16 protein-coding genes and 1 tRNA gene are annotated in these 15,441 nt (G+C 70.5%); 8 read left to right on the top strand and 9 right to left on the bottom strand.

Going from position 1 to position 15,441, the window contains the following annotated elements; genetic code table 11:
* Nucleotides 1-177 precede the first annotated feature (177 nt).
* Together JJ683_RS01120 and JJ683_RS01115 are read right to left on the bottom strand one after the other, a co-directional pair.
* A complete protein-coding gene (locus JJ683_RS01120; RefSeq protein WP_200170892.1) occupies nucleotides 178-1,644 on the bottom strand; it encodes a threonine/serine exporter family protein in 1,467 nt (488 codons plus the stop codon).
* A gap of 163 nt (nucleotides 1,645-1,807) precedes the next feature.
* Nucleotides 1,808-2,194 carry a nuclear transport factor 2-like protein gene (locus JJ683_RS01115; protein WP_200170819.1) on the bottom strand — a complete coding sequence of 129 codons (387 nt, stop codon included), beginning with the start codon at nucleotides 2,192-2,194 and terminating at the stop codon, nucleotides 1,808-1,810.
* Nucleotides 2,195-2,325: 131 nt separating this feature from the next.
* On the opposite strand from JJ683_RS01115, the gene JJ683_RS01110 reads away from it, so the two are divergent.
* A tRNA-Thr gene (locus tag JJ683_RS01110) sits at nucleotides 2,326-2,398 on the top strand.
* Between the two features lie 79 nt (nucleotides 2,399-2,477).
* Here JJ683_RS01110 and bfr read toward each other — a convergent pair.
* From bfr to JJ683_RS01090, 4 genes are all read right to left on the bottom strand, one after another.
* Nucleotides 2,478-2,948 (bottom strand): bacterioferritin, encoded by a 471-nt coding sequence (gene bfr / locus JJ683_RS01105; RefSeq protein WP_200170818.1) that lies wholly within the window; start codon nucleotides 2,946-2,948, stop codon nucleotides 2,478-2,480.
* A gap of 132 nt (nucleotides 2,949-3,080) precedes the next feature.
* Complete coding sequence (locus JJ683_RS01100) at nucleotides 3,081-3,278, bottom strand: (2Fe-2S)-binding protein (protein WP_200170817.1); 198 nt, start codon at nucleotides 3,276-3,278, stop codon at nucleotides 3,081-3,083.
* Nucleotides 3,279-3,459: 181 nt separating this feature from the next.
* Nucleotides 3,460-4,179, bottom strand: coding sequence for a hypothetical protein (locus tag JJ683_RS01095; RefSeq protein WP_200170816.1), 720 nt, complete (start codon nucleotides 4,177-4,179; stop codon nucleotides 3,460-3,462).
* Nucleotides 4,180-4,268: 89 nt separating this feature from the next.
* Nucleotides 4,269-4,697: an HIT family protein gene (locus tag JJ683_RS01090; protein ID WP_200170815.1), complete on the bottom strand. Its 429-nt coding sequence runs from the start codon at nucleotides 4,695-4,697 to the stop codon at nucleotides 4,269-4,271.
* 88 nt (nucleotides 4,698-4,785) lie between these two features.
* On the opposite strand from JJ683_RS01090, the gene purD reads away from it, so the two are divergent.
* From purD to JJ683_RS01060, 6 genes are all read left to right on the top strand, one after another.
* Entirely contained in the window at nucleotides 4,786-6,057 is a 1,272-nt protein-coding gene (purD, locus tag JJ683_RS01085; RefSeq protein ID WP_200170814.1) for a phosphoribosylamine--glycine ligase, read from the top strand.
* A 104-nt stretch (nucleotides 6,058-6,161) separates the two neighbouring features.
* Nucleotides 6,162-7,340, top strand: coding sequence for a pyridoxal phosphate-dependent aminotransferase (locus JJ683_RS01080; RefSeq protein WP_200170891.1), 1,179 nt, complete (start codon nucleotides 6,162-6,164; stop codon nucleotides 7,338-7,340).
* Nucleotides 7,341-7,449: 109 nt separating this feature from the next.
* Nucleotides 7,450-8,088 carry a TetR/AcrR family transcriptional regulator gene (locus tag JJ683_RS01075; protein WP_200170813.1) on the top strand — a complete coding sequence of 213 codons (639 nt, stop codon included), beginning with the start codon at nucleotides 7,450-7,452 and terminating at the stop codon, nucleotides 8,086-8,088.
* Nucleotides 8,089-8,159: 71 nt separating this feature from the next.
* A complete protein-coding gene (gene purB, locus JJ683_RS01070) occupies nucleotides 8,160-9,575 on the top strand; it encodes an adenylosuccinate lyase (RefSeq protein WP_307810619.1) in 1,416 nt (471 codons plus the stop codon).
* Between the two features lie 18 nt (nucleotides 9,576-9,593).
* Entirely contained in the window at nucleotides 9,594-10,484 is an 891-nt protein-coding gene (locus tag JJ683_RS01065; protein WP_200170811.1) for a phosphoribosylaminoimidazolesuccinocarboxamide synthase, read from the top strand.
* Nucleotides 10,481-12,616 (top strand): S9 family peptidase, encoded by a 2,136-nt coding sequence (locus tag JJ683_RS01060; protein ID WP_200170810.1) that lies wholly within the window; start codon nucleotides 10,481-10,483, stop codon nucleotides 12,614-12,616. The genes JJ683_RS01065 and JJ683_RS01060 overlap by 4 nt, the downstream gene beginning before the upstream one ends.
* A gap of 115 nt (nucleotides 12,617-12,731) precedes the next feature.
* Here JJ683_RS01060 and modA read toward each other — a convergent pair whose 3' ends face one another.
* Nucleotides 12,732-13,514, bottom strand: a complete 783-nt coding sequence (gene modA / locus JJ683_RS01055) for a molybdate ABC transporter substrate-binding protein (protein WP_200170809.1) — start codon at nucleotides 13,512-13,514, stop codon at nucleotides 12,732-12,734.
* Nucleotides 13,511-13,927 carry a TOBE domain-containing protein gene (locus JJ683_RS01050; RefSeq protein WP_200170808.1) on the bottom strand — a complete coding sequence of 139 codons (417 nt, stop codon included), beginning with the start codon at nucleotides 13,925-13,927 and terminating at the stop codon, nucleotides 13,511-13,513. Before JJ683_RS01050 ends, modA begins: the two co-directional genes overlap by 4 nt.
* A 134-nt stretch (nucleotides 13,928-14,061) precedes the next feature.
* On the opposite strand from JJ683_RS01050, the gene JJ683_RS01045 reads away from it, so the two are divergent.
* Nucleotides 14,062-14,559 carry a glutathione peroxidase gene (locus JJ683_RS01045; protein ID WP_200170807.1) on the top strand — a complete coding sequence of 166 codons (498 nt, stop codon included), beginning with the start codon at nucleotides 14,062-14,064 and terminating at the stop codon, nucleotides 14,557-14,559.
* Between the two features lie 83 nt (nucleotides 14,560-14,642).
* Here JJ683_RS01045 and JJ683_RS01040 read toward each other — a convergent pair whose 3' ends face one another.
* Nucleotides 14,643-15,311, bottom strand: coding sequence for an MBL fold metallo-hydrolase (locus JJ683_RS01040; protein ID WP_200170806.1), 669 nt, complete (start codon nucleotides 15,309-15,311; stop codon nucleotides 14,643-14,645).
* Nucleotides 15,312-15,441 lie beyond the last annotated feature (130 nt).

Below are 15,441 nucleotides of genomic sequence, written 5' to 3'. Positions count from 1 at the left end.
TGTGATTGGTTGTCTCGGTAAAGGCCGCGTGAGGCGGCGCTGTGTCTGCAGGTACCGCCCCGTGGATCGTGTGCGCCCGGTCATGGCCGTCCGGTCCACGGAGAAGTACGTCTGCATGCCGGGGCCGCGCACTCGCGGCGTCACACAGGCGCAGGCCGGCTGCGGATCATTACGACTCTAGGAGACGATTCGCCTGTTCCGCCACTTCGATTCCGTGTGTTCTCGGCCATGCCCGCTGTCGCGGCTGATGCGGCGGACGATGGGCTTCGGCAACGCCGCGGCGCGCACGATGCGCGGCCGGCGGATCGTGCGGGCGGCCCATTCGCCGAGCACCACCCCGGCGGCGAGGGAACTTCCGATGCCGAACACGGTCGCGAGGGCGCTGAAGCCCGAGAGCGGCTCGTTGGATAGGAAAGAGTACAGGCTGCGGTACATGGACAGGCCGGGGAGCAGCGGCGTGATGCCCGCTATGCCGACGATGATCGGCGGGGTCAGCGCGCGTCGGGCGAGGAGGCCGCCCGCCACGCCCACGACGGTGGCGGCGGTGCCCGCTGCGATGATGGGGCCCGCCGCCCAGTACTGGAGCACCGTGTAGACGAGGCTTCCGACGGCGCCGGAGGCCGCGGCCACGCTGACCGCGCGCGCCTCCGCATAGCAGGCCAGGGCGAAAAACCCGGCGGCGAAAGCGCCCGCGATCACTTGGACCGGAATGCGCGTGAGGTCCCCGGAATACTGTGCGGCGCTGATCGGCGGGAGGGTGAGGCCCACCGCGTCGGCCACGCGCAGGCCGATCGCCACGCCGACGATGATGCCGGCCGTCATCATGAGGACCTCGAAGAACCGGGCCGACGCGGTGATCGGTGCACCCGTGATGGCGTCCTGGACCGACCCGACCACGGAGAGGCCGGACAGCAGCACCACGATGCCCGAGGCGATGACCAGCGACGGGCGCAGGTCGAGACCCAGTGACTCGCGCGCGGTGTAGAGCCCCGCAGCCGGGATCGTCGCGATGAATCCGCCGACGATCTGCTGGAAGAAGTACGGCAGCCCGATCCTGTTGAGCACCAGGTTGGTCTGGTAGATCACCATGGTGCACAGCAGCGCCACCGACGCGACGATCACACCCGCGCCGAGCAGCACCGCGATCGCGCCGGCCATCCCGGCCCACGCCACCGTCGACACCCATCGGGGGTACGGATGCGGCGAGTTGGTGATCGACTCGAGCTCGTTGCGGGCCTCGACGGGGCTGACCGCACCGACGCGGATGCGTCGCACCAGCCGGTCGATCGCGGCCAGCCTGCTGAAGTCGTGCGAGCGGTGCTCGACGATACGGATCGACCCGGCCGGCGGCAGCGTCGACCCGCGGCGGGCGCTGATCGCGATGGAGTTGAAGGTGACGTCCACGTCGCATTCCGACAGGCCGTAGGCCGCGGCGACTTGACGGACCTGGACCTGCGTGTCGATGGCGCCGGTGCCCGACGCCATGAGGACCTCGCCCACCCAGATCGCCAGGCGGAGCACCTCGGTGACTGCGGTGTCGTCGGTGAGGTCGATCGGCTGCAGCGGCGACGGCGGCGGTGTCGTCGTGTCGACGGTGGCGCGACGCACCTTGCGTGGGCGTCGTAGATCCCCGCGTCCGGTCAGGCGCTGCGCAAGCGACCGCCGCGGCGGCTTCGCGGCCGCAGGCTCGGCGGCAGGAGGTTCGGCGGCAGGAGGTTCGGCGGGCGTGGCGACGGCGGCGTCCGCAGGCGCCGGATCGGGCGGATCCGTCGGGCGGACGCCGGCGGGGTCGGCGGCTCCGGCCTTGTCAGTCTTCGACAAAGTCCCCGTCCCCGAGTCCTGTCGCGGCGAAGGCGCTGGCGAGGTCGGGGTGTACGAACACCGATCCGACCTGGTCGCCGGAGATCTGGAAGACCACGGCGACGCTGCGGGAGTCGGTGGCCTGGCCCGGCGTCGCCGAGCCGCTGGCGACGCTCTCGGTCACCACCAGATCACCGCGCTCGTACACGCGCTGCGGGGTCATGGTCGTGCGGGATTCGGAAGCCCACGCGTTGAGCACGGCGAGGCCCTGTCCGCCGCCGTGGTCGCCGGCGATCTCGATGCCGTCGCCGGAGAGCTCCAGAAGCGTGTCGATGTCCCCGGAAGTGAGGGCTTCCTGCCAGGCGAGGGCTGTGGCGTAGGCGGTTGTGCTCATACGGTCAACCGTAGTGGGTCCGGGGGCCGCGCACACTCCTTCCCGGCGGCGATCCGCAGACTTCCGACGGCGATTCCACGCCCGGCGGCCCGGCGGCTACGATGTGATGCGGCCCGGGGAACCGGGCCCGTGCTGGAGTGGCGCAATTGGTAGCGCACCCGACTTGTAATCGGGCGGTTGCGAGTTCAAGTCTCGTCTCCAGCTCCGCCGAAACGCCGGGCCGGCATGATTGCCGACCCGGCGTTTCGCGGTGTTCGGGTGGTGCCTCTCGAGGAGGGGGCGGTCAGGACTCGACGTGGGTGGACAGGTAGAGCGGCTCGCCGAGCTGATTGATGAGGTCGAGCTGCCGGTCGAGGTAGTCGATGTGCTCTTCCTCGTCCTCGAGGATCGCTTCGAAGAGCCGCGCGGACGTGACGTCGCCCACCGAGCGCATGTACTCGATGCCGCGCTGGAGGCGGTCCACAGCGGCCACCTCGATCTGCTTGTCCGCCTCGAACATCTCGGTCACCGTCTGGCCGATGGCGATCACGCCCAGCCGCTGGTAATTGGGCAGGCCGTCGAGGAACAGGATCCGGTCGGTGAGGATCTCCGCGTGCTTCATCTCGTCGATCGACTCGGCCCGTGTGTGCGAGGCCAGGCGTGCCCAGCCCCGGTCCTCCTGCATCTTGGAGTGCAGGAAGTACTGGTTGATGGCGGTGAGCTCCGCGGTGAGCTGCTCGTTCAGAAAGTCGATGACCTGCTTGTCGCCCTGCATCGTGTCCTCCTCGTCGGGGTGGGATGACACGTGTCGCCGACAGCGAGGCAAAGCTGCCCGCGACACCGAGTCCAGTACTGGAACAGTACAAGAGTTCGGGGCGCGGAGGTGCGTTTGCGTGGGGCCGGCCCGTCAGCCCGCGATTTTCAGTTCCATCGTTCCACCCTCGGCGGGCTTGGACCGCAGAATCGCCTGGATCTTCTTCACGCAGGCGCCGCAGTCGCGGCCGGCGCCGCAGCTGCGGCCGATCTTGTTGACGGAGGTGTGGCCGTACGCGATCTGCGCCCGGATGTCCTCGTCCGTGAAGGCGTGGCACATGCACACATACATCGGAATCCTCCACGGTCGGCGGGTGAAGGCTGCCGACGCGGGGTCGGCGGCCGAGGGCTGTGACTGACAGAATCAGGTTAGCCTGCCCATACTTTAACAAGTATGGGCCCGCCCAACGTGTGATGTGCATCTCAGTGCCGCCCGTCGGGGGGTGGCCCGCAGGCACGGGCCCGTACGCCGATCAGTGGGGGTCGTGCTCGATCTCGGTGTAGACGTCGCGCCCGGACCGCCGCCGGCGCCCGCCCGGAATCCTGTTGACGAGTTCGGTCAGCGGCTCGACGGCCGCGTTGAGAGTGATGACGGCGTCGTGCAGCCGGTCGATGGTGTCGCCCAGGTCGACGAGCTGGTCGAGGGTGCCGCCCTCGGCGGTGAGCTTCTCCACGAAACCCTCCTCCGCCAGCAGACGCTCGGCCAGTCCGTCCGCGCCGAGGATGCGGTCGAGCACGCCGCCCTCCGCGGTGATGCGGTCGAGCGCGCCGCCGTCGGAGAGCAGGCGGTCGATGGGGCCGTCTGCTGCGACGAGATGATCCAGCCCGCCGCCTTCACGCAGGAAGCGGTCGACGGGACTGCCGGGCCGGGCGAGCCGCTGCACCGGCCCCTCCTCGGACAGGATCCGGTCGAGCGCGCCGCCCGGCGCCATCGCCTGACCGAGTGGGCGGTCGTTCGCGGTGACCTCTGCCAGGCGCTGCAGCAGCGCGATGGGGCCGTTCGGATCCGTGAGCAGCTTGTTGATCTGCTCGGCAAGCCCGCCGGGCCCCACCACGGCCGAGAACTGGTCCGCATAGCCGCCGGGGCGGCGCAGCGGGCCGTCGGGCGCCACGAGCTGACCCATGCCGAGGGTCGCCTGCGTCGCCGCCACGGCGACCTTCGCCGGAAGAGTGATCAGGTCCACGAATCCCATGCGGAAACATTAACCGAGTCGGATGCGCGCCACGCCCCGGCGGCGCGGGCGGCCGTGACGGGACGGCGAGAGGCGGCGGCCGGGCGGCGTCAGGCGTCCGCGACGTGCGCGCCGTGACCGTGGGCCTTGAGCTCCGCCCGGATCCGCTCCGCAGCGTCGTCCATCTGCTCGGGCGGGGTCTGCGCGTCGGCCAGCGACAGGTCGAATCCCGACATGTCGGCCGCCGGGAAGACGTGCAGGTGCAGGTGCGGCACCTCGAATCCGGCGATGAGCATACCCGCGCGCGGGGCGTCGAATGCGCTGCACACGGCCTTGCCGATGTGCTGGGCCACGGTGGAGCAGTGGGCGAACAGCGTGGGGTCGACGTCCTGCCAGTTGTCGACCTCGTCGCGCGGCACGATGAGCGTATGGCCCGGCGCGACCGGGGCGATGGTGAGGAAGGCGACCACGCGGTCGTCCGACCATACGAATCGGCCAGGGATCTCGCCGGCGATGATCTTGCTGAATACGGTTGCCATGGGTATGAGCATCGCCGACTACGGTCCCTCCCGCCACCGCACCCGCCGCCGGTGGGTGGGCCGGCTTCGGCCCACGTATTCTGTCCGAGTGCGCGTACTCGTGATCGGCTCCGGAGCCCGTGAACATGCCCTCGTGTCGGCGCTCGCCGACGACCCCGCCGTCGAGGCCGTGGTCTGCGCCCCCGGCAATGCCGGCATCGCCGCCCGGGCGCAGGTGGTGCCGGTGGACGCGGCGTCGGGGGACGCCGTCGTGGCGCTTGCGCGGGACACCGTCGCGGACCTGGTCGTCATCGGCCCCGAGGTGCCGCTGGTGCTCGGCGTCGCGGACGCCGTGCGGGAGGCGGGGATCGCCTGCTTCGGGCCGTCGGCCGCCGCCGCTCGGATCGAGGGGTCCAAGGCGTTCGCCAAGGAGGTCATGGCGGCGGCCGGGGTGCGCACCGCGCGCGCCGAATCCGTGGACAACCCGGGCGATCTGGACGCCGCTCTCGGCCGCTTCGGCCCCACCTGGGTGGTCAAGGACGACGGCCTGGCAGCCGGCAAGGGCGTCGTCGTCACCGCCGACCGCGAGCAGGCCCGCGCGCACGCCGCCGCCGTGCTCGACAGCGGGCACCCGGTGCTGCTGGAGTCCTTCCTGTCGGGGCCCGAGGTCTCGCTGTTCTGCCTGGTGCACGGCCGCGCGGTGGTACCGCTGCTTCCCGCGCAGGACCACAAGCGCGCGGGCGACGGCGACGCCGGCCCCAACACCGGCGGCATGGGCGCCTACGCGCCGCTGCCATGGCTGCCGCAGGAGATGACCGATCGGATCGTCGACGAGGTCGTGGTCCCCGTGGCCGCGGAGATGGCCGACCGCGGCTGCCCCTACACCGGACTGCTGTACGCGGGGCTCGCGATCGACTCCGAGGGGCCCGCGGTGGTGGAGTTCAACTGCCGGTTCGGCGACCCGGAGACGCAGGCGATCCTGCCGCTGCTGCGCACGCCGCTGGGTGCGGTGCTCGCGGCGACGGCCGACGGAACGCTGGACGCCCTGCCGCCGCTGGAATGGCGTGAGGGCGCCGCGGTCACGGTGGTGCTCGCCGCGCAGAACTACCCGGGCACCCCGCGCATCGGCGACGCCATCACCGGGCTCGGACTCACCGAAGGGCCGGACGGGACGGCCGTGCTGCACGCGGGCACCGCGCGGACCGAGGACGGTCGGCTGGTCTCGGCGGGCGGCCGCATCCTCAACGTCACCGGCACCGGCAAGGACCTTGCGGGAGCGCGGGCGGCGGCCTACGCGCGTCTGGCGCAGATAGGCCTCCCTGGTGCGCACCATCGCACGGATATCGGCGTCGCCGCGGAGCAGGGGCGCATCAGCATCTGAAAGGCCGGGCGGCGGGGCGGTCGGGCAGGATGCCAGATGGCGCACGCTAGTGTCGTGTCGTGGTCACACAGTCGCGGCGATCAGGCATCGAGCCATTCCACGTCATGGACGTGCTCAAGGCGGCAGGGCAACGGTCCCGCACGCACGGGGACCTTGTGAGCCTGGCCGCGGGACAGCCGTCCACACCCGCGCCCGCGCCGGTGCTCGCGGCGGCGCGGCAGGCGCTGGGCTCGCACCTGCTCGGATACACCGAGGCGCTCGGCATCCCCGAGCTGCGCGAGGCGATAGCCCGGTACCATCATGAGCGTTCCGGCGTGGCCGTGGACGCCGACGATGTCATCGTCACCACCGGGTCCTCGGGCGGATTCACGCTGATCTTCCTCGCGGCGTTCGACGCCGGCGACACGGTGGTGATGGCCCGGCCCGGATACCCCGCCTACCGCAACACGCTGGTCGCCCTCGGCTGCCACGTGGTGGAGATCGACTGCGGGGCGGACACGCGGTTCCAGCCCACCGTGGAGATGCTCGAGGAGCACACGCGCCGGACGGGGGCGGCGCCCGCGGGGCTCATCGTCGCGAGCCCCGCCAACCCCACGGGCACCGTGATCGACCCCGCCGGCCTTTCCGCACTGGCGCGCTGGTGCGAGGAGCACGGCACTCTGCTCATCTCCGACGAGATCTACCACGGCATCGAATTCTCCTCCGGATCGGTCGCGGACGGCGCGGGGAATGACAACGCCGGCGCCGGCGCGCCGGTCACCAGCAGCGCTTGGGAGACCTCCCGCGAGGCCGTCGTCATGGGATCGGTGTCCAAATACTTCTCGATGACGGGGTGGCGCCTGGGCTGGATGCTCGTGCCGCGGGGGCTGCGGCGCGCAGTCGACAGACTCACCGGCAACATGAACATCTGTGCGCCGGCCCTCTCCCAGGTCGCGGGCGTCGCCGCGTTCTCGCCGGAGTCACGCGCCGAACTCGACGCCCACGTGCGCCGGTACGCCCGCAACAGGACACTGATGCTGGAGGGCCTGCCGGCGATCGGCATCGACGATCTGGCGCCCGCGGACGGCGCCTTCTACGTCTACGCCGACATCGGGCATCTGACCGGCGATTCGTTGCAGTGGTGCACCGGTCTGCTGCGCGACACGGGCGTGGCCGTCACACCGGGTGTGGACTTCGACACCCGGCGCGGCGGCCGCACCGTGCGCATGAGCTTCGCCGGGGCCGAGGACGAGATCGCGGAAGCGCTGGACAGGATGGGCAGCCACCTGCCCGGTCGCGGCTGAGAGCGCCGCCGGGCAAGCATGCGGAAGCCGCCGTCGAGGGGCACCGGGCACGGCGTCGGCTTGGGCGGAGCGGGGCATGGACGGCCGCCGATTATGACACGATTGCGCCATGCCGACCGCATCCACGAGCAAGGGGGAGCTGCGGCGCCGATGCCTCGTCGACGCCGCAGTGGAACTGCTGCGCGAGGGCGGAATCAGCGCCATCCGGCACCGGGCGGTGGCCGAGCGGGCCGGCGTGCCGCTTTCCGCCACCACCTACTACTTCAAATCGATCGACGACCTGGTGGCCAGCGCCATCGAGCACTGCTCGCTGCACGAACACGAACGCATGCAGGGCCTCGTCGATCACATCACGGTGCGGCGGCGGGGCGGACGCGCCACGGCGGAGCTGCTGGCCGACCTCTACGCCGCCCCGGGCGGGCGAGTGGAGCGTGACATGCTCATCGCGCGCTACGAGCGTCTCACCGGATCGGCACGCGTGTCCGACCTGCGTGAGCTGCAACGCGGCCTGGCGCGTCCGTACGGGTGGATGCTCGCCGAGGTGCTCCGCAAGTGCCGCCGCCGCGCGGACCCTGCCGGGATGGCGGGCATCACCGCGATCATCAACGGCACGATCCTGGCGGGGCTGCTGGATACTGAGACAGACCTGCGCGCGACTACCCGCGACGCACTCCTCCCGGTGCTCGACGTCTACGCCCCGCCGCTCGCGGACGGGGAGGTGCGAGGCGCCGCCGCCGATCCAGCATAATGGGCGGCGTGGCCGATTCGACGCACGCAAACCCCCCTTCCACCGCAGCCCCTTCCACCGCAGCCGCTCCGGTGATCGCCGACGTCCTCGCCCAGCGGTACGCGAGCGGCGAGCTGGTCCGGCTGTGGTCGGCGGAAAGCAAGATCATCGCCGAGCGCCGGCTCTGGCTGGCGGTGCTGCGCGCGCAAGCCGAGCTGGGCATCGAGGTTCCTGCGCATGCATTCGACGACTACGAGCGGGCCGTCGGGCAGGTGGACCTGGCGTCGATCGCGGAGCGGGAACGCGTGACCCGCCACGACGTCAAGGCCCGCATCGAGGAGTTCAACGCTCTCGCCGGACACGAGCACATCCACAAGGGTATGACCAGCCGCGATCTGACCGAGAACGTGGAGCAGCTGCAGGTGCGCGACTCACTTGAGCATGTCTACCGGCGCGGTATCGCGGTGGCCGCGCGCCTGGGCGAGCGGGCGGCGCAGTACTCGACGCTGGTGATGGCCGGCCGCAGCCACAATGTTGCGGCGCAGGCGACCACGCTGGGCAAACGGTTCGCCTCGGCGGCCGATGAACTTCTGCTTGCGTTGACCCGTCTGCGCGAGCTCATCGACCGCTATCCGTTGCGCGGAATCAAGGGCCCCATGGGCACTGCGCAGGACATGCTGGACCTGCTCGGCGGCGACGAGGACAAGCTGGTGCGTCTCGAACAGAGCGTGGCCGGGCATCTCGGCTTCCCGCACGTATTCACGAGCGTCGGCCAGGTGTACCCGCGCTCCCTCGACCACGACGCGCTCTCCGCGCTCGTCCAGGTGGCGGCGGGGCCGTCGTCGCTGGCGCACACGATCCGGCTGATGGCCGGAAACGAGTTGGTCACCGAGGGGTTCCAGCCCGGTCAGGTCGGTTCGTCGGCGATGCCGCACAAGATGAACACGCGCTCATGCGAGCGTGTCAACGGCCTGCAGGTGGTGCTGCGGGGCTACGCGTCGATGGCGTCGGAGCTCGCGGGCGCGCAGTGGAACGAGGGCGACGTGTTCTGCTCCGTCGTGCGGCGGGTAGCGCTTCCGGACGCGTTCTTCGCCATCGACGGGCTGTTCGAGACTTTCCTTACGGTACTCGGCGAGTTCGGCGCCTACCCCGCGGTGATCGCCAAGGAACTCGACCGGTACCTGCCGTTCCTCGCCACGACGAAGATCCTCATGGCGGCGGTGCGCGCGGGCGTGGGGCGCGAGACCGCCCACGAGGTCATCAAGGAGCACGCGGTGGCCGTGGCCCTGGCGATGCGCGAGGAGGGGATCGAACCGGATCTGCTCGCCCGGCTCGCGGCGGATCCGCGCCTGCCGCTGGACCGGGAGGGGCTCGAAGCGGCGCTGGCGGACAAGGCGGCGTTCATCGGTGCTGCCGACGCGCAGACCGCCGCGGTGGTCTCCCACGTGCAGGAATTGGTCGATTCCAACCCGTCGGCGGCCGCCTATACTCCGGGGACCATCCTCTAGCGGATAGGATGTACTACCGTGCGTCCTACACTGTCTGACTACAAGCACTTGAGCACCGGCAAGGTCCGGGAGCTCTACGAGATCGACGAGAAGACCCTGCTCATGGTCGCCTCGGATCGGATCTCGGCGTACGACCACATCCTGAGCACCCCCATCCCCGACAAGGGCAAGGTGCTCACCGCGATGAGCGTCTACTTCTTCGACCAGATCTCGGTGCCGAACCACCTCGCCGGGGACGCCGAGGACGAGCGGATCCCCGAGGAGGTCCTGGGCCGTGCACTCGTGGTGCACAAGCTTGAGATGATCCCCGTCGAATGCGTGGCGCGCGGATTCCTCACCGGCTCCGGGCTGGCCGACTACCGGGCGACGGGCGCGGTGTGCGGCGTCGCGCTGCCGGACGGCCTGGTGGAGGCGAGCCGGTTGCCGGAGCCGGTCTTCACGCCGGCCCGCAAGGCCGCGGTGGGGGACCACGACGAGAACATCACCTTCGCCCAGGTGGTGGACATGATCGGCACGGACCTCGCCGTCAAGTTGCGCGACGATACCATCGACATCTACTCGCGCGCCTCGATGCTCGCCTTCGACAAAGGCATCCTGCTGGCCGACACCAAGTTCGAGTTCGGAATGGATCCGGGCGGCAACCTGGTGCTGGCCGACGAGGTGCTCACAGCCGACTCCTCCCGGTTCTGGCCGGTGGACGGATACGCCGAAGGCAGCGTGCAGCCCAGCTTCGACAAGCAGTTCGTGCGCGACTGGCTCACCTCGGGGGAATCCGGGTGGGACCGCGCATCGGACACGCCGCCCCCGCCGCTGCCGCAGAGCGTCGTCGACGCCACCCGGCAGCGCTACGTGGAGGCCTATGAGCGGCTCAGCGGCCGCTCGTTCGACGACTGGCCGGGCGGAGAGTGACGGCCCCGCAGCGCCCTCCCGCCGCGCCACGCCGCCCGCACCGGCGTACCCACCACGGGGACGTGTTCGTCGACGACTACGAGTGGTTGCGGGACAAGGACGCGCCGGAGGTGCGCGCCCACCTCGAAGCGGAGAACGGCTACACCGACGGGCGGACCGTCGCGCTGTCACCGCTGCGCGACGCGGTGTTCGACGAAATCCGTTCCCGCGTGCAGGAGACCGACCTCTCGGTGCCGGTGCGCGAGGGGCACTGGTGGTACTACAGCCGCACCGTGGAGGGCCGGCAGTACGCGCTGTACTGCCGGGCGCCCGCGGCCGCAGGCGATTGGACGCCGCCGGAGCTCTCGCCCGGGGTCGCCGTGCCCGGTGAACAGGTGTTGCTCGACGGAAACGCCGAGGCCGAGGGCCACGAGTTCTTCGCGCTCGGCAGCTTCGTCGTCTCCGACGACGGCTCGCTGCTGGCGTTCGCCGTCGACACCGCGGGCGACGAGCGATACACGCTGCGGATCAAGGATCTGCGCTCGGGGGAACTGCTGGGCGACGAGATCCCAGGCACCTTCCCCGGTGCCGTGTTCTCGCCGGACGGCCGCTACGTGTTCTATCCGACCGTCGATGATGCGTGGCGTCCCGACACCGTCTGGCGGCACCGTGTCGGCACGGGGCGTGACGACGACGTGCAGGTGTTCACCGAACCGGATGAACGCTACTGGCTCGGTATCGGGGTGACACGCAGCCGCCGGTACCTGGTGATCGAGCTGGGATCCAAGATCACGTCCGAGTCGTGGATTCTGGGCGCGGACGACCCCGCCGGCGAGTTCCGGGTGGTCCTGCCGCGCAGGGAGGGCGTCGAGTACGAGATCGACCATGCCGTGGTGCACGGCGACGACAGCCTGCTCATCCTCCACAACGCCGACGGCGCGCAGAACTTCACGCTGGCCTGGGCGCCGGTGGACGACCCTGCGCGGATGACGGACGTGCTCGCGCACCGCGAGGATGTGCGTCTGGAACAGGTCGACGCCTTCGCCGGGCACGTGGCGGTGGGGTACCGCAGCGGCGCCATCCCGCGCATCGGGGTGATGGCGGTGACCGAAGCCGGGTTCGGCGGCCTGCGGGAGATCGACTTCGGCGAGGAGCTGTACTCCGCGGGCCTGGGCGCCACGTCCGAGTGGGGGTCGCCGCTGCTGCGCGTCGGCCAGACCTCGTTCATCACCCCTGCGCGGGTGTACGACTACGAGTTCGCCACGGGCACGCTGCATCTGCGCAAACAGCAGCCGGTGCTGCCGGACCCGTCGGGGCGCGCGTTCGATCCGGCCGACTACGAGCAGAAGCGCGAGTGGGCGACCGCCCCGGACGGCACACGTATCCCCGTCTCCGTCATCCGACGCCTGCCCGCGCCCGGCGCGGCCGTGGATCCCGCGCCGACGCTGCTGTACGGCTACGGCTCCTATGAGATCAGCGTGGACCCGGAGTTCTCGATCGCGCGGCTCTCGCTGCTCGACCGGGGCATGGTCTACGCCGTGGCGCACGTCCGCGGCGGTGGCGAGATGGGTCGCCGCTGGTACGACGACGGCAAGCAACTGGCCAAGCGGAACACGTTCACCGACTTCGTCGCTTGCGCACAACACCTGGTGGACACCGGGCGCACCACCCCCGCGCAGCTAGTGGCGGAGGGCGGCAGTGCGGGCGGACTGCTGATGGGCGCGGTGGCGAACATGGCGCCGGAGTTGTTCGCGGGGATCCTTGCGGTGGTTCCGTTCGTGGACCCGCTGACGTCCATCCTCGACCCGTCGCTGCCGCTGACCGTCATCGAATGGGACGAATGGGGCGATCCGCTGCACGATCCCGAGGTCTACCGGTACATGAAGACGTACTCGCCGTACGAGAACGTCGAGGCCCGGCAGTACCCGGCGATACTCGCGGTCACCAGCATCAACGACACGCGGGTGCTGTACGTGGAACCGGCCAAGTGGGTGGCCCGCCTGCGCGCCGTCGTCGCCCCGGTGGTCTCGGAGAAGATCCTGCTCAAGACGGAAATGGCCGCGGGCCACGGAGGGGTCAGCGGTCGCTACGACAAGTGGCGGCAGGTGGCGTTCGAGTTCGCCTGGGTACTGGCCACGGCGGGCGCGGCGTAGGCCGCGTCCACTCCCGCAGTCCGAGCACCGTCCGAGCAGGCCGAGCGCCTGATCGCGCGTCTCCTGCAGGAAACGGTGCGCGAGGTTGGGCGGGCGGTGCGAGTGCGCGCTGCGATCAGCGGAATCCGGCGTCGTGCAGGATCCGCTGCCCCCGCTCGCCGGTGACGAGCCCGACGAAGTCGCGCGCGGCTCCCGTCCGGTCGCCCGCACCGCCGAGAACCGCGATGGGGTAGTGGTTCACCGCATGCTCGGACTCCGGAAAGCCGATGGTCTCGACCCGGTCTCCGGCGGACTCGGCGTCGGTGACGTAGACGAGTCCGGCGTCGGCCTGGCCTGCGATGACCTTGCCGAGCACATCGGTGACGTTGTTCTCCTCGCTGACCGGGCTCAGTTGCACACCCGCACCGTCCTCGATGCGCACGGCCGCATCGCCGCAGGGAACCTGGGGGGCGCACACCACCACGGAGATTCCGGGCCGGGCCAGGTCGGCGAACGTGGCGATGCCGGCCGGGTTGCCGGGCGGGGTCACGATGGTGAGCACGTTGGAAGTGAACGTCGTGGGTGCCCCCTCGGTGAGCCCGTCCGCGGCGGCGTCGTTCATGACCGCTTCGTTGGCCGAGGCGAACACGTCCGCGTCGGCGCCGCTCGCGATCTGCTGCTCGAGCGTGTTGGAGCCGCCGAAGGAGAACTCCACGTTGCGCTCGGGGTACTGCTGCTCGTAGACGCCGCCGATCTGCGTGAAGGTGTCCTTGAGCGAGGCTGCCGCGTAAACGGTGAGCGTGTCGGACGCGCCGGACCCGCATGCGGAAGCGGTGACGACGGTGAGACACGCGACCGCGGCGATGACGCACGCCCGGAGGACGGCCGGCCGTGTGCGCCGCGGCGGGACCACTGTCATCGCGGACCGTCGGCGGGTGCGGTCGGCGTCTCGACGATGACGTTGGTGGACTTGACCACGGCGACCGCGAGTGCCCCGGGGGCGAGCCCCAGTTCGCGGGCCGAATCGGCGCTGATGAGCGAGACCATCGAGTGCGGGCCGGCCTGGATCTCCACCTGGGCCATCACGCCGTCCGTCTTGACTTCGGTCACGAGCCCCACCAGCCGATTGCGTGCGGAACGGCCCACGGAGGAGGGGTCGTTCGCAGCGTCGGCGTGTGCGCGGGCGTGGCGTGCGAGGGCGGCGCCGTCGATCATCGTCACCCCGCCGGAGCGGCTCGTGGCGGGCAGTGCGCCGGTGTCGATGAGGCGGCGCACGGTGTCCGTGCTGACGCCGAGAAGGTTGGCGGCGTGACGGACACGATACTCAGACATGCAACCATTCAAGCGTATTTTCGTCGCAAATGCCACAGGAATCGCGAATAATCTCGCGATTGCGTGGGGTCTGGAACTCCGCGGCCGGGAGGAGACCCTCCCGGGGCGGACGCGGCGGTGGGTAGCGTGAGGGTATGAGCGCAGACGACCTGATGAACCTGTCCATCAACACGCTGGCCGGCGAACCGACGACGATCGCGCAGACAGCGGGATCCGGCCCGGTGCTGGCCGTGAACGTGGCCTCCAAGTGCGGGCTCACACCGCAGTACACCGCGCTGGAGAAGCTGGCGGAGGACTACGCCGGGCGCGGCCTCGCGGTGGTGGGGTTCCCCTGCAACCAGTTCATGGGGCAGGAGCCCGGCACCGCCGAGGAGATCGCCGAATTCTGCTCGGCCACTTACGGGGTCACGTTCCCGCTGATGGAGAAGATCGAGGTGAACGGCGAGGGCCGGCACCCCGTCTACGGCGTGCTCACCGAGAAGGCCGACGACGCGGGCGAGGCCGGCGACGTGCAGTGGAACTTCGAGAAGTTCCTCATCGGCGCCGACGGCACGGTGCTGCGGCGCTTCCGGCCGACGACGACGCCCGATGATCCGGCCGTCATCGAGGCCGTAGAAGCGGCGCTGGGCTGAGCGGCGCTGGGCTGAGCGGCGCTGGGCTGAGCGGCGCTGGGCTGAGCGGCGCTGGGCTGAGCGGCGCTGGGCCGGGCAGCCGGTTAGGGGAGGGGGATCTCCACGGCCTCCTCGCGCGGCGGCGTGAGGAACCGGGTGCCGGAGGGGCCGAGGTTCTGCAGCTGGCCCAGGTAGATCCCCAGCCCGGGTTCGGACACGATGGCGGTGTGGATCGGGATCGCGACGCGAGGCGCGACGGCGCGGAAGTAGTCGACGGTCTCCTGCAGCTTGGACCACGGCGCGGTGGCGGGCAGTGCGAGGACGTCGACCGGCTGGTCCGGGATGAACAACGCGTCCCCGGGATGCAGGAACACGCCCGCGTGCTGCGACGTGGAGAACAGGAAGGACGCGTTGTCCACCAGCGGGATGTCCGGGTGGATCGTCGCGTGGGTGCCGCCGGCCACGTCCACGCGCACATCGGCGATGCGGAACGAGTCGCCTGTGTGCGCGGCGGTGAATCGTGAACCCCATGCCTCGCCCGCCCACAGCCGGGCGCTCTGCGGGTCGCAGTACGCCGCGGCCTGCGGGTTGGCCGCAAGCAGGGCGGGCAGGCGCGCGATGTCGCCGTGGTCCGGGTGCTGATGGGTCACGAGGATCGCGTCGAGGCCGGTGAGCTGTTCGAAGCCGGCGGACAGGTTCCCGGGGTCGATGAGGATGCGTGCGCCTCCGAGCTCCACGAGCACGCACGAGTGGCCGAAGTGAGTCAGTCGCATGGCACCAGTATGCGACGGAACCGGACCGGTAGACTGCCGGGTGGCCGGCGGGTGTCGGCCGGGTGCCTCAGACGGGGTTCCCGCAATCCGTTCCGGATCCGGCGCCGGGTCCGGCCTTTCGTATCGACTT

The organism is Tomitella cavernea (genome assembly GCF_016599145.1).
Taxonomy (GTDB): Bacteria; Actinomycetota; Actinomycetes; order Mycobacteriales; family Mycobacteriaceae; genus Tomitella; species Tomitella cavernae.
Note: the sequence above shows the minus strand (reverse complement) of the source record. Positions and strands in the feature narration are given on the sequence as shown.

Bases quoted from the DNA above. Each gene is read 5' to 3' on its own strand.
- JJ683_RS01115 (WP_200170819.1), bottom strand. From the start codon at position 2,194: ATGAGCACAACCGCCTACGCCACAGCCCTCGCCTGGCAGGAAGCCCTC.
- bfr (WP_200170818.1), bottom strand. From the start codon at position 2,948: ATGCAGGGCGACAAGCAGGTCATCGACTTTCTGAACGAGCAGCTCACC.
- JJ683_RS01100 (WP_200170817.1), bottom strand. From the start codon at position 3,278: ATGTATGTGTGCATGTGCCACGCCTTCACGGACGAGGACATCCGGGCG.
- JJ683_RS01095 (WP_200170816.1), bottom strand. From the start codon at position 4,179: ATGGGATTCGTGGACCTGATCACTCTTCCGGCGAAGGTCGCCGTGGCG.
- JJ683_RS01090 (WP_200170815.1), bottom strand. From the start codon at position 4,697: ATGGCAACCGTATTCAGCAAGATCATCGCCGGCGAGATCCCTGGCCGA.
- JJ683_RS01080 (WP_200170891.1), top strand. From the start codon at position 6,162: ATGGACGTGCTCAAGGCGGCAGGGCAACGGTCCCGCACGCACGGGGAC.
- JJ683_RS01075 (WP_200170813.1), top strand. From the start codon at position 7,450: ATGCCGACCGCATCCACGAGCAAGGGGGAGCTGCGGCGCCGATGCCTC.
- modA (WP_200170809.1), bottom strand. From the start codon at position 13,514: ATGACAGTGGTCCCGCCGCGGCGCACACGGCCGGCCGTCCTCCGGGCG.
- JJ683_RS01050 (WP_200170808.1), bottom strand. From the start codon at position 13,927: ATGTCTGAGTATCGTGTCCGTCACGCCGCCAACCTTCTCGGCGTCAGC.
- JJ683_RS01045 (WP_200170807.1), top strand. From the start codon at position 14,062: ATGAGCGCAGACGACCTGATGAACCTGTCCATCAACACGCTGGCCGGC.
- JJ683_RS01040 (WP_200170806.1), bottom strand. From the start codon at position 15,311: ATGCGACTGACTCACTTCGGCCACTCGTGCGTGCTCGTGGAGCTCGGA.